10 protein-coding genes and 2 tRNA genes are annotated in these 13,444 nt (G+C 52.2%); 4 read left to right on the top strand and 8 right to left on the bottom strand.

The window, feature by feature from the left end; translation table 11 throughout:
- From ACIQ2T_RS07590 to ACIQ2T_RS07605, 4 genes are all read right to left on the bottom strand, one after another.
- Nucleotides 1-406 (bottom strand): type II secretion system protein N (locus tag ACIQ2T_RS07590; protein ID WP_397590287.1); only part of this gene is annotated, 406 nt, incomplete at its 3' end.
- 173 nt (nucleotides 407-579) lie between these two features.
- Nucleotides 580-3,252 (bottom strand): TonB-dependent receptor domain-containing protein, encoded by a 2,673-nt coding sequence (locus ACIQ2T_RS07595; RefSeq protein WP_397590288.1) that lies wholly within the window; start codon nucleotides 3,250-3,252, stop codon nucleotides 580-582.
- Nucleotides 3,253-3,331: 79 nt separating this feature from the next.
- Nucleotides 3,332-4,939, bottom strand: a complete 1,608-nt coding sequence (locus ACIQ2T_RS07600) for a hypothetical protein (protein WP_397590289.1) — start codon at nucleotides 4,937-4,939, stop codon at nucleotides 3,332-3,334.
- Nucleotides 4,940-5,224: 285 nt separating this feature from the next.
- Complete coding sequence (locus tag ACIQ2T_RS07605; RefSeq protein ID WP_397590290.1) at nucleotides 5,225-5,605, bottom strand: tetratricopeptide repeat protein; 381 nt, start codon at nucleotides 5,603-5,605, stop codon at nucleotides 5,225-5,227.
- Between the two features lie 379 nt (nucleotides 5,606-5,984).
- Between ACIQ2T_RS07605 and ACIQ2T_RS07610 the strand changes: the two genes are divergently transcribed.
- Together ACIQ2T_RS07610 and ACIQ2T_RS07615 are read left to right on the top strand one after the other, a co-directional pair.
- On the top strand, nucleotides 5,985-6,878 hold the full coding sequence (locus ACIQ2T_RS07610) for a UDP-2,3-diacylglucosamine diphosphatase (RefSeq protein ID WP_397590291.1): 894 nt from the start codon (nucleotides 5,985-5,987) through the stop codon (nucleotides 6,876-6,878).
- Complete coding sequence (locus tag ACIQ2T_RS07615; RefSeq protein ID WP_397590292.1) at nucleotides 6,875-7,933, top strand: glycosyltransferase family 4 protein; 1,059 nt, start codon at nucleotides 6,875-6,877, stop codon at nucleotides 7,931-7,933. Before ACIQ2T_RS07610 ends, ACIQ2T_RS07615 begins: the two co-directional genes overlap by 4 nt.
- A 209-nt stretch (nucleotides 7,934-8,142) precedes the next feature.
- Here the strand turns inward: ACIQ2T_RS07615 and ACIQ2T_RS07620 are convergent, their stop codons facing one another.
- Nucleotides 8,143-9,531 carry a pyridoxal phosphate-dependent decarboxylase family protein gene (locus ACIQ2T_RS07620; RefSeq protein WP_397590293.1) on the bottom strand — a complete coding sequence of 463 codons (1,389 nt, stop codon included), beginning with the start codon at nucleotides 9,529-9,531 and terminating at the stop codon, nucleotides 8,143-8,145.
- A gap of 147 nt (nucleotides 9,532-9,678) precedes the next feature.
- Here ACIQ2T_RS07620 and ACIQ2T_RS07625 point away from each other — a divergent pair, with 147 nt between their 5' ends.
- Nucleotides 9,679-10,431, top strand: a complete 753-nt coding sequence (locus ACIQ2T_RS07625) for a ferredoxin--NADP reductase (RefSeq protein ID WP_397590294.1) — start codon at nucleotides 9,679-9,681, stop codon at nucleotides 10,429-10,431.
- A gap of 329 nt (nucleotides 10,432-10,760) precedes the next feature.
- On the opposite strand, the gene ACIQ2T_RS07630 is transcribed toward ACIQ2T_RS07625, so the two are convergent.
- A tRNA-Pro gene (locus tag ACIQ2T_RS07630) sits at nucleotides 10,761-10,837 on the bottom strand.
- A gap of 65 nt (nucleotides 10,838-10,902) precedes the next feature.
- Nucleotides 10,903-10,979: transfer RNA gene (locus ACIQ2T_RS07635), tRNA-Ile, on the bottom strand.
- Between the two features lie 470 nt (nucleotides 10,980-11,449).
- Between ACIQ2T_RS07635 and ACIQ2T_RS07640 the strand changes: the two genes are divergently transcribed.
- A complete protein-coding gene (locus ACIQ2T_RS07640) occupies nucleotides 11,450-11,926 on the top strand; it encodes an Lrp/AsnC family transcriptional regulator (protein ID WP_306063019.1) in 477 nt (158 codons plus the stop codon).
- Between the two features lie 46 nt (nucleotides 11,927-11,972).
- Here ACIQ2T_RS07640 and ACIQ2T_RS07645 read toward each other — a convergent pair whose 3' ends face one another.
- On the bottom strand, nucleotides 11,973-13,304 hold the full coding sequence (locus tag ACIQ2T_RS07645) for a hypothetical protein (RefSeq protein ID WP_397584162.1): 1,332 nt from the start codon (nucleotides 13,302-13,304) through the stop codon (nucleotides 11,973-11,975).
- Between the last annotated feature and the right edge of the window lie 140 nt (nucleotides 13,305-13,444).

The following is a 13,444-nucleotide window of genomic DNA, read 5'->3' on the forward strand; positions in this document are numbered from 1 at the left end:
TGAGCGTAACACCTGGCGCGACTTCCTCTCCCACCGCGTAGCTATTTTGAATGCCATCTTCGCCCGCGATAATGGCAGCCCCGCCGCCGGAACTCTCGTTCGCACGCACGCCAAATAAAACCAAGCTTAACGATGTCACATTCTGGGTCGTCGTAGCAGAAGCATCTATGCGATAAAAAGGGTCGAAACCGGTAAAAAGCGCAACCCGCGCAGCCGACGGAACAAGATTAATGCCCGGAGCACTCCATTGCGCAGTTGGTCCAATAGGTGTTACCGTAACCCAAATTAGGCGCGCAGTTTGAACAGCACATAAAGCAGACACCAAAGCGATAAGCGCCGCACCAACCGGCAATGAGGTCAGCCGGCGTGATTGCACTTTCACCCTTTCAGCCAACGATAATGCCACAAAGTCTCCTGCGCGAATCCGCCGATATCAGCGGACTAAGCCGCCTTTATGACGTAAAAGTGAAGATAATAAGACAGTTTAATTACTATGAACGCCTGATATGCGGGAAAGCAAAAAAATACGGCGGCATGTCTATTAACACGCCGCCGCAAGTGTGGGGGAAGATGTTTTCTTTAGAAGTTGAAACTAAGCCCGATAGACGCGCTCATGCCCGGATCATATTGGTTGTATATGACGCGGTTATTGCCTGACTGCTGGAACTCGTTGTACTTCGTGCGAGTAAGGTTGCGAAGCTCGACCTTCAAATCGGCATCCTGCCCGGCAATTTTTATACCCTGCCGACCGACAAGATCTAGCCGAAAGCCTGGGCGCTCAACAACATCTGGCTGAGGCGGCGTCCCGTTGATGCCCCGACTGGTAACGCGATCACTGGAATAAGTGAGCAGGAACGTTAGCTGCGATAGCTTATCCGTATCTTCAATACCGGCTTGGAAATTGACGATATGGTCCGACTGCCCAGTCAACGGCGCACCATTCTGGAAATAATCTGTCGCTTTGGTGGAGAACGCTCCAAAAAAGCTTGTCTTGTCACTAGCCTGAACTTTTAACTTTGACTTGGTGTAGGTATAGTTTGCAACCAACACAAACCGCCGCGTTGCGAAGAAATCGCTGCTGCTTAAGTTGCTGAGATCGACATATTTCTGGACATCAATTTCGGCACCATAGAGCGATGCCTCTGGAGCATTTGCGAACGATGTCGTGAAATCGTTTGTAACAAATGCCTCAATCGGATTTTTGATCTTCTTATAAAATGCCGAAAATGAAAAGCGTTGCTCTGGCGCAAAATAATATTCAAACCGAGCCTCACCATTGTAAAGCTGACTGTCTATCAGCAGCGGGTTACCGCGATAGGCACGGTTTGTATCTGGATCAAAATATGGCTGATTGATTAACTCGCGAAACTGGGGACGTGCGATCGTTTTAGATCCACTGAAACGGGCTTTCATTTGATCCGTCAGGTCGACCGTAACCGTAGCAGCCGGCAACCAATATTGGCGCGACAAGTCTGTCGCCGCACCCGACGCGCCGGGTACTTTAAATACCTGGATCGGAACCACGGACTGCTCGGCTTTTTCCCAACGAACGCCGGCATCGAGGTTGAACATATCAGCAATCTGCGCGTTGATTTTGCCGTAACCAGCCCATGTTCGCAACTTAGCTTCAAAAGCTGGGTTTCCTTCGTCGCCTTCGAACAAAGAAATCTTGTAAAGATCAATAATCTCTGGCTGCAACAAAAGGTCGGCTCGCAGCATGCCTACGCCTGAAGGTAGGGCACTTGCGTCGAAGAAAAATTCGCGTCGCGAACTGATGCGGTCAGTGTCGGAGTAAGCGTTACCGAATGTTATGCCGATATCAGGCGTGATTTTATACGTCACGTCGACACCGCCGGAGATCAGCTCTTCCGTCAGTTTCGAAAAAATGACCCGCGCATCACCGCGGTTTCGGTTAAGAACGTTGACAAAATAGGCTCCAGTCGGATCAGAAGATGCATTCGTTCTTACATATTCCGTCGACAATTCATAAGGCGCGTCCCGTTGCGATTTTGAATATCCCCCGCGCATATCAATCCGCAGATCGGGTGTGACTTTAAATTCACCGACAACTTGCGTATTAGCGAGCTGACGTTCGTACCAAGCTGTCTTCTGGCGCATAACATCAGCGGTGCTCTGATCAATATTGCCGACGCTTAAACGGCCCTGTTTGATGGTGTCGTGAATATACAGGTTCGTCCAGCGAAGCTTATTCTCACCAAATTCAAGTCCTAGGCCAAGCAGACCGTTGGCGACAATACGCTGATCGGTGCCGACTTGATTGAAATCCGATTCGACGGTTGACACGTCCGCACTCAAGGAACGCTGCTGAATGGTGTCGCGCGTTGACCATTTATTGCTATAGCCGCCGCCTGCTATGATGCCGAGCTGTGACGCTCCAACGTCAAATGTTTTACCACCTGAAAAAGACAGCGATGCATTGGCGGGCAACTTCGTGTCCCGCTGCAAAATAGCATTGCGACCTGTTACAACACCTTTAGCGACGTCTTGTACGTTGACTTTATTTGAACTCAGCCGTTCACCGCTTGCGAGGAAGCTCTGGAGCGCGGGCGTAAAATCGCGGTTTGCATTGGTGTAACCCGACCAGTCAGACGAACTGCCGTAATAAGTATACCCAAGACGACCCGTCGATTCACTGTCACCAGACATTGTCCCCCCGATAGTGAAAAACGGATCGCGCGGTGTTGCCTTGGTCGTCAGGTTGATAACACCGCCGCCAAATTCACCCGGATAGTTCACAGAATAGCTTTTTTGCACCAACGACGAAGCGATTACGCCTGTGGGAAAGAGATCAAGCGGAACAACGCGCTTCAAAGGCTCTGGGCTTGGAAGCGGCGAACCGTTCAGCAGAGCCAGCGAATAGCGGTCGCCAAGACCGCGCACATATACATACCCATTGCCGACAACGCTAAGGCCAGTGACCCTACCCAATGCACCGGCAATATTGCCCTCGCCGGTCCGTGCGATGTCAGCGCTCGAAAGAACTGAGACGACCTGCGGTGACGACTTCGCGATGTTGCGGTCAAGATATCCGCGCACCACGATTTCGCCACCCGGTACCGATATTTCGGTTTCCTCTTCAGGCTGGGACACTTCCGCTGCCGCAGGCACTTCAGCTGCCTCTTGCTGTGTTTCAGTTGGCACTGGCTCCAGTGTCTGGGCGAGCGCCATATTTGGCGCGACGAGCGCAGTTGTAAAGAGCAACAGGCTTGCACGCCTAAATGAATACGACATTGGAATTTCCCTATTTCCTATTGAAAAAGGGTGGAGCGGGCCAATACGGCCGCGCTCCACCCAAATCATGGCTCGCAGCTTAGTATGTAGGCAGCGACGTGCAGAGGCCAGTTAGGCTCGTACCCAAGGTTGCGGTGGCGCTGTTGCAGGTCCAACCGGCGTACCAAGTGTCGCTCGCATCCTTCACGGCACCAATGTAGGTCGTGGCCGTAAAGAACGAGCTAAACGTAGTTGGGTTGGTACCAACGACCGCAGTCTCATTCGCACCATTGATAAACAGCGATGAGAAGCTCGTCGTAAACGCGTCATTGTTGCCGTTTGCGCCAGTGCCGAAGCTGGTAGCTACCTGCGCTGCGGTATATGACCCCGAACCCAAAAACTTTGTCGCATTACACTGTAATACCACAGAACGAGCAACAAGCGTTGCAGGCGTGGTACCCGAGCCATTCATCCGAATACATTCGTTATTTGGTGTAGCGATTATGCCGTTGATCAAAGTTGTGTCCGAGTTACCACGGAAGAGTGTCGCTGCAAGATCGCCACCACTGCCTTCATTGTCCGACGACGTTTGCGGCTGCAACGCTGTGAAGTTTGCAATCTGCATTTTACTGCGCGGCGTATCCGTTTCAGCTCCGTTGCTGTCAAACTCCAACAATGCGTCGCCCTTACCAGCACGCTGGATAAGCAAGGCGAATTGGATATTAGCTTGCGCCCCAGTGTCAATGTCAAGGCTGTCATCATCTGCACCGGTTGCAACATAATATTTCATGTTGATCGCACCGCCGAAGAACTCAACGCCATCATCCGAGCTGTTGTGCGATTGGATATATTCAAGCGTAGTACCTGTGCCGATGCTTTGCGCCGTTAGTGACTGCAATTCCTTGTTTGAACCAAGAACAAAGCCAGAGTAACGAATTTGAACATACTTCATAGAACCCGCATTGTAGGCGTTATCCCTACCGCCATAAATAGCCTTGTCGACTGAACCTTCGGTGTCACGCTCGCAGGTGCCTGCAGCAACCGTTCCGGTCAGGCAATCCGTGGTAACGCCACGGCCCATAAGAACGACGCCGCCCCACTGACCTTGCGATGTATCGGCATTGAAGCCGGCTACATTGTCTTGGCTGGTGAAAATAATTGGCAAGCTGGCCGTGCCGATTGCGGAAATCTTGTTGCCGCGGTTAACTGCTAGCCATGACTGGCCAGTCGCACCATAAAGGATCACGCCTGGCTGGATCGTCAAAGTAACGTTCGTGTCTGCCGTAAGTGGCGTGGTGCATCCAATAGTCGTTGAAGTTACTGGCGATCCGGCTGTTGGTGCCGTGAACCCGCCGTCGCAACCGACGTTCACGCGGCCATTCATAGAATAAAGGACCCCAGCAAGCTTCGGTAACGAACTCGACACCTTAATAAGGTTTGGCAGTTGGCAAATACGATAGGTACCGGTTGGGCCAGAAATCGTTCCAGCGTTTGTCAAACCCTGCGGGTCAGCGATCGAAGGACACGCGCCAGCGGCGGCAACAGTTGTTGGCGGCGGCGGGGGTGGCGGAGGGGGAGGGGCGGCTGGGTTATTAATGGTGATGTTACCACCGGTTCCGGGCGACGCGATGTCGTCTGCGCCACAACCAGTGACGAGGGCAGCGGCTGCCGTAGCATAGACAATCCCGCGCATTTTTGGGTTCAACATTCTAAATCTCCGCAACAAATAAGACTTGCCCGATTATAGGCACTTGCAACGGACCAGTGACGAATCAACATTAGGCCCCACCCGTTGACTTGAAAGTCGATAGAAGCGGACTGTGACATCACCATGCGTATCACATTGCAGTTGAGAGAATCTTTTACTTCAGAAATGTTACAACACCGGAATAACGTTGACGAACCCGCTTGGTACAGAACTAAAAATGAAAAAGGCGAGCCGTTAGGCCCGCCTTATTATGGCTTCAGTAACTGAAAAACAGATTATGGTGTCTTAACGTGCCGCAACGCGCCTTTGCAAACTCGCATAGGCCTTACGTGCCGCAACCTTCGAATTCATAACGCTGCCATCTGCCAGAACCAAGTCAACACTGTCGCGGCTTTCAAGCACAGCTTTAAACATCTTTGCAGCTTCGTCAGTGTGACCCATTCGCGCATAGGCACGGCCAAGGTTCAGTAATTTTGCTGGATCACCGCTACTGACCTGTTCATTCGCCATGATTTGGAAGACTGCACGTTCGTTATCACCGCGCATGAGGGCCTCATAACCTATGGATTCTTTTGGATACGAAATCTCGCCCGTCATACTTGGCGCCGCGTGCACTGCAGTACCCATAGTTCCCGCGATTAAAGCGCTGACTAATAATAGTTTCATAGCTCATCTCCCCTATCTCCAGGATTATGTTACAGTTATATTACATATATGCAATACAATTGTCATATAACTGTAACTTTTATCCGACGCAGCGATCGTTGGCAGGGACAGCCGAAATGTTTCGGACTTGTAACCGTTATCAAAATCACGGGATAAGCCCATTAAACCGCCACTTACTGCCCCTAAAGCGCGGGCTACAAACTTGCTATCGCGCCGACGCTGGCACGGGCCATGGGACTGACCCTGCCTGATACAGAAGTACCTGCTCTGAGATAAAAGGACAAAGGCGTGATCGATGGCAAGAAAACTGTCATCTATCTGCCACGTGCCTGACCAACGAATCGGCTATGCCCAACACATCTGGTGGGGGTAAAAGCAGATGACGGACACTTTGTTTAGTGGAATAGATGTAGATACAAATCAGCTTATTGAGCGGGGCAAAATAATACCAAAGCTTCCTACTTGGTTCGATAAACCCGAACCGCGAAGCTATCAGCCGAAGATGAAGTTCCGCACAGTCTGGATATCCGACGTGCACCTTGGCACAGCCGGTTGTCAGGCTGGGCTGCTTAGCGATTTTTTGCACTCGATCGAATGTGAAACACTGTATCTCGTTGGTGACATAGTCGATGGCTGGCGCCTGCGTAAGGGCTGGTATTGGCCAGACCAACATAATGAAGTCATCCGGCGACTCTTGAAAATGGCGCATCGCGGTACGCGGGTGATTTACATACCCGGTAATCATGATGAGATGTTCCGCGATTATGCGGGGCTTAGCTTTGGCGGCATCGAAGTGCAGCTAGAAGCCATACATACCACTGCCGATGGCAAATCGTTGCTTGTCACCCATGGTGATGCCTTTGACGGCATTGTTCTTTACGCTCGCTGGCTCGCGTTCTTGGGGGATCAGGCATATACCTTGCTGCTCAAAGCCAATATTGTTCTCAATGCCGTGCGTCGGAGGTTTAACCTCCCTTATTGGTCGCTGTCTTCTTATTTAAAAAAGCGTGTTAAAAATGCAGTGCAATATGTTGGTAAATATGAAGAAGTTGTTGCACGCGAGGCTCTACAGCGTGGTGTGCAGGGTGTAGTCTGCGGCCATATTCACTGCGCAGAAATACGGCAGTTCGACACGATTACCTATTATAATGACGGTGACTGGGTCGAAAGCTGCACCGCGCTCACCGAAGCTAAAGATGGGACTATGTCCATCATCGATTGGGCAGCACGTGTGCGTGATCAAGCGGCAAAAAGTGCGACGGTTGCAGCATGAGATTGGCCATCGCAACCGACGCTTGGGCTCCACAAGTTAATGGTGTTGTGCGCACCCTGAACGAGACGATACGCCGCTTAAAAGGACGCGGCCATGAGGTCGAAGTTATATCACCTGATCGTTTCACCACCATTGCTTGTCCGGGTTACCCCGAAATACGCTTGGCTCTCGCCCCGCGTTTCCGCTTGCGCAAGGTGCTTGGCGCATTCAAGCCGGACCTTGTTCATATTTCCACTGAAGGTCCAATCGGTTGGAGTGCGCGGGCATGGTGCCTTAAGCATAAAGTGCCCTTCACGACGGCCTTCCATACGCGGTTCCCAGAATATGTCGCAGCGCGCACAAATCTCTCGCCTGACCTCATCTGGCCGATCATGCGCAGATTTCACAAGGGGTCCCGCGTAGTTCTTACTGCGACACAAAGTCTGCGTGATGAGCTTGAAAGTCGCGGCATACGCCCGACGCGATTGTGGTCACGCGGTATTGACCATGACATCTTTCATTCCCAACAAGGCAAGCATCCGGCGCTACAAGATATTGTAAAACCGATATTATTGTGCGTTGGCAGGGTTGCTGTTGAGAAGAATCTGGAAGCATTTCTGGACGCAGATGTGCCGGGAACAAAAGTGGTCGTCGGCGATGGCCCTGCCCGCGCGGCGCTGGAAGCGCAGTATCCTGGCGCCATTTTCCTCGGAACGCGACAAGGCGCAGAGCTTGCGAGCATCTATGCATCCGCTGACGTCTTTGTTTTCCCAAGCAAGACCGACACGTTCGGCCTCGTCATATTGGAGGCATTGGCCTGTGGGACACCGGTAGCAGGCTATCCGGTGCAAGGGCCGCTCGATATAATTGGCGTAGAAGGCCTTGGCCCCAACAAGGAGTTAAAACGGCCCATTGGGTCGCTGAACGCAGATTTGTCGCAAGCCATACAAGACGCGCTGAGGCTGGACCGAGCGGACGCCGCACACTATGGCGCGACCTTTTGCTGGGATGGATGCACTGACCAGTTTGTGAACGGCATCACCCGCACTGAAACAGCCGAAGCTCTGGCCGCGTAGATCTTTACGCATATCAACTGCGCTGCGTGTATTGCGCCACAGAATATGCCCGTGAGATTTGGAAGGTTGGACACACCGAACTAAAAACGGGAGGATTCGCAGGCGGTGTGTCCGATACAATAACAGGCAAAGCGCGTTTATGTTCCCGCGCTCGCCTTAGCCGCCGTTTTTTCTCATGGTCGCCATCATCGCAACATGGTTAAGACTAGTTAGTCTGCGTGCTGTCTTAGCTGCGACAGCGCCTTACCCGCGGCAGCCACCGTGCGCACAACGTCATTGGCGCTGGTATTCCAGCCACAGACGCTGATCCGCATAACGCGTTCTGCGTTCCACGTACCCCCACTTAAAAAAGCTTCGCCGCTGGCGTTAATGGCGGCGATCACAGCATCGCTGATGTTATTACCGTTCTCCGTATCAAACCGAATGAGCCCTTGGTTCATGGTCGGACGCGCGATGCCAGTTGCGCCGTCCAAGGCCGCTATGCCATCATAGATCGCGACTGCATGGTCGCAGCAACGTTCCACCATTGCCGCGAGCCCATCGCGGCCCAGTTCCATCAATGCCGCAAGCGTCGGCAATGATCGCGCACGCCGTGACCATTCCGGCGTAAAATCCATTGGGTCACGCACTGGACCACCGCTGCTTAAATAATCCGCAGTCATCCGCATGGCGGCACTGTGCGCCTGCGGGTCCCGGGTGATCGCCATTCCGCAGTCATATGGGGTATTCAGCCATTTATGCCCGTCGGTCGCCCAGCTATCAGCCAGAGCTATGCCCTTCACCAGTGGTGCAAGACGCGGGCTTGCATTCGCCCACAAGCCAAAGGCACCATCGACATGCACCCAGGCACCGCTGGCTTGTGCAATGGGACAAAGAACCTCAAAATCATCGCATGCGCCAATGTTGAGGTCGCCAGCATTCAGGATCACAATAGTCGGCGCATCAGGGGCCTGCGCCAATGCTGCTTGCAGCACGTCGGCATCGACCTTGCCGGATGTCTTACCACCCAATGGTTCAATGCAATCGCTGCCTAAGCCAAGAAGGCGCAAGGAGCGCGTTACCGACAAATGATGGTGGGCGTTGGCCAATATGCGAATGGCCGGGCTACCCTGAAGCCCCTTGGCTTCGACATCCCATCCCTGCCGCGCAAGTACACCATGGCGCGCCGCAGCCAGCGCGGTAGTGTGCGCCATCTGGCAACCCGTCACAAAGGCATAGCTGGCGTCTGTAGGCAGCCCCAGCGCCTCCAAAAGATATTGGCCGGCAACCTCCTCAAGCACGGCGCCTGCTGGGCTTGTTGACGCCAACACCGCATTTTGGTCCCACGCCGAGCACATGATGTCGGTGGCCAATGCGGCGGGTAAAGTACCCCCCTTTACCCATGCAAAGAATCGGCCACTGGCATTGGCGGTTAACCCCGGTTCTGCCGCCGCTGCGATGGCGCGCACAACATCATTTGCTGGCATTCCGTGTTCCGGAAAATGTGACGGCAACATTGACCGCATGTCATCCGGCGTACCCCGTGAGGCAACAGGCCGTGTGTCCAATGAAGCAATGTAACGGCGGGCTTCGGCAAAAGCGATATCAAGTGAGTCCATGAGATATCGTTAGAATATTTGCCTCAATAAGTCGACGCGGTTGTCATGGCTTACCGGACGAAGGCTGACTTTTTCGTGGGAAAGAAATGTTTATTATGCAAAGGGCCTTCCTGCGTTCAAATGGCGCACAATTATGGAACGGATATCATGGCGTGTAATACAGTTAAAGTTTTGACCACACATCACTGGAACACGGGACTATTTTCGTTTTCCGTGGAGCGGCCAACATCTTTTCGCTTTGTCAGCGGTCAATTTGTGATGCTTGGCCTGATGGTCAACGGCAAGCCACTGTTGCGCGCATATTCAATCGTATCGGCTTTTTGGGAAGAGTCGCTTGAGTTTTTGAGCATCATCATTCCCGACGGTCCGCTCACGAGCCACCTATACAAAATCAAACCCGGTGATGAAATATTGTTGGGGGAAAAGCCAACGGGCACGTTGACGATGGATGCGCTGATCCCAGGCAAACGCTTGCATATGATTGGGACAGGAACAGGCCTTGCTCCTTGGATTTCGATCATCCGCGATCCGGGTGTGTACGAACGCTTCGAACATATCACCGTTCAGCATACGGTCCGGCAAGTCGAGGATTTGGCCTACCGCGATCTGCTTGAAAGCAAATTGGCGAGCGACCCCTTGGTTGCAGATGAAGCCAAGCTGCAACTTACCTATGATCAGTCAGTGACAAAATGCCCAACTTGGACTGACGAAAATCGCCGTATTACGGACCGTATTGCGTGTGGGGACTATCCACTTGATCCCGCCACAGACCGCGTCATGCTGTGCGGCAGCATGGCAATGATCAAGGAAACAGGCGCGCAGCTGGAAGCCCTTGGTTTTGTCGAGGGCGCCCATTCGCACCCTGGCACTTATGTGCTTGAGCGCGCCTTCGTCGGCTAGAGAATGAATAAATTAAAGCGGCCGAGACATCAGCCAATAGGCATACCCGGCGGAACTGCAGGCAGAAGCGTCCGGTCAGACAGTGCCACCGTTAAAGCAGCCTGATCGGATAAGAGCGCGCCGAGGCCCCTGCGCCACGTCAGCCGTCTGCCGTTCAGCAGCTGTCCAACTGATCGGTAGTGGCCCCTTTCACGCAAAGCCGTGGCGTTTCTATCATTCGGATTTTTGCATAAAAATCCGAACGAGACAGAAGTGCGATTTGTTGCATTCAATCGATCGCAACACATTTTGCAGCTTCGTTGACGATCTGCCCTGAATTTTTAAAGAAATGGTCGGGGAGACAGGATTCGAACCTGCGACCCTCTGGTCCCAAACCAGATGCGCTACCAGGCTGCGCTACTCCCCGACATGGGATCACTGGTATAACAATGTCCTCGCGGCTGGCTGCCCACCATCTTCGCGATGCGAAGGTGGTGGGCCCGGAGGGACTCGAACCCCCGACCTAGCCGTTATGAGCGGCCAGCTCTAACCAACTGAGCTACAGGCCCTAACCGGCTCGCCAACTACCTGCGGGCCGATAGCCGAACTTTGGCAGAATAGGCAAGCCTTTATCTTACCTAAATGACGTAATTTGGCTGGTAGATTTCATTTCGGCCGCAATCCTTCTGCGGACAGCCATATTTCGTAACCCTTGGAAGTCTTGCATAAACCTGACGCAAAGCCAATCAAGTGACTTAAAAGCAGAGCAAATGACAATCGCTAACAGCAACCGGGAGGGCCATCGCTCTGCAACAGACATGCGCGTTACAATTACCAAATGTGTCGGCGAACGCCTTTGTTATCCGTTTCACGCAATTTTTGGCGGTTCCTGTTGAGATAATCACCTGATTTTACAGCGGCAGGCTGTTGTCAGAAACATGAAAGCATCAATTTTGGTCCATCACACTATGGGACAATTGCAATCCGCTATAATTATATTATAAGCACGGGCCATAATAGGAACGGAAATTACGATTTTATGGCCAATACGAACCTTGACGCGATAGATATGAAGCTTTTGGCTGAATTACAGGCGAATGGTCGCATTACCAATGTGGAACTCGCGACAAAGGTAGGTTTGACGGCGCCGCCATGCCTTCGCCGCATGCGCGCGCTGGAACAATCAGGCACAATCAAATCCTACCATGCTGACGTGGACGCAGGTGCTTTGGGCTATACCATCACTGTGTTCGCAATGGTCAGCCTCAAAAGTCAGGCGGAGAAGGATTTAAAGGCATTTGAAGAGCATGTCAGGGCGCTACCCGATGTGCGCGAATGCCATATGCTCAACGGTGAAATTGATTTTATCTTGAAGATTGTCGCCCGCGACCTTCAGTCATTTCAGGAATTTTTGACGTCACAACTGACGTCTGCGCCAAATGTCAGCAGCGTCAAAACATCACTAACGATCCGCACCGCTAAAGACGATCCCGGCGTTCCTATTCCGCAGGCATAAAAAAGGGCCCGATTGCGCAGGCCCTTTTTTGTTGTTGTTTTATAATTCAGGTCGACGGGGCAGCGGCAACAGGTGCAGCGGCAGGCTTGGACAATTGGTCGATATACATGTTCCAATATTCGGCAATTGCCTTGCGGTTAGGGTTGTTGATCATGGCAAAATCAGCCTTCGCGCCGGCATAATCGCCCAACATTGCTTTAGACATTGCGAGACGAAAGCGCGTGCGGTCGGTCTGGTCGCCGCCATCCTTGTCCAGAACGGCTCCCTTACTCAACGCCGATTCATACAAATCCTTGGCCGTCTTGTAATCCTTGTGCGAGAAAAACGAGTCTGCAGTTAGCGACGCCAGCATCGGTTTCGAACTGGCTTTTGCAGGGGCTATCGTGCCAGGCAATGTGCGTGTGTCCTCCGCAAGCCGCGATTTGGCTTCGTTGTAACGCTCGCTAAAGGTCACGTTATTGCGGGAGATCACACCCTTATCGAAACCTTCGTCAAGAACCGACACCGCTTCTGCGGGGTAACGGACACCAATATAGCTCAAACTATCAAGATAGGCCGCATATTCCTGTTGAAAACGCAGGCCATTAGTAGCGCGCATCAAACGCAATATATCGAGTGATTCTTCAGGATTAAAATCACGCGACCGGTCAAAAAACGCTAGCGCATCATGCCAATAATCAGGGTTATTTTCTGTTATGACCAATTCCTTGTAGAAATTGGAAGCGGCAGTATAATTCTTCATTTTCGCGGACAGATTTGCCGCACGAATGACATAGGCCTTGCTTACGGCTCCAGCTGCCTTGCTCGACTCAATAGCCTTCCCAATCCATGCAATTGCATCGGCATCCTTGTTCTGCTGCGACATTGCGTTGGAGACCAGATATTCGATGTTATTGGCACGGTAGCCGATGTTGTAAGCATCAATCATATACTTTTCAGCGTCAGCAAACCTTTTGCCATCATAGGCGATTGCGCCCTTTCTGAAGGTATATTCCTTCTTCAAATCGACTGGCGTAGTTGCCGATCCGATCAGCAGGTCAATGCCCTGCTCCTGAAACGCCAAATCTTTCAAAGGCGCGCCTATGTTGATCGCAAGAATGCCTGCCTCATACCGGTCATCGTCGTTGCCAATCGCTGCAACAACCGTCGAAAACGCCGCCTTAGCGGCGACGGCATCCTTGGTTTTGTTAAGCATGTTCGCCACTGGCATATAAGCCGCGATAAATGGCTTGGAATAATTCCGCTTCGGCGCCGCAGGCGCTGCTTCCTTACCCTTTTTTTCCTTTTTAGGTTTTTCATCGGACTGCGCAAACGCGGCCGGTGCGGCGGATACCGCAACCAAAGAGAGGGCTAAGGCAAATTTTGAAACCAGTTTCATATTACTCTCCGCAATAGTATTTTTGGCCGTGGCCGCTTAATGGATCGGTTTATAGAACCTTGCCAACGTCTGTGCAATTGCCATAGCGCCACTGCATGAATTCCCGTTGAACGAAATGGAACAAAAAACAAGTGGCTGAT

The organism is Sphingorhabdus sp. (genome assembly GCF_044357595.1).
GTDB lineage: Bacteria > Pseudomonadota > Alphaproteobacteria > Sphingomonadales > Sphingomonadaceae > Sphingorhabdus_B.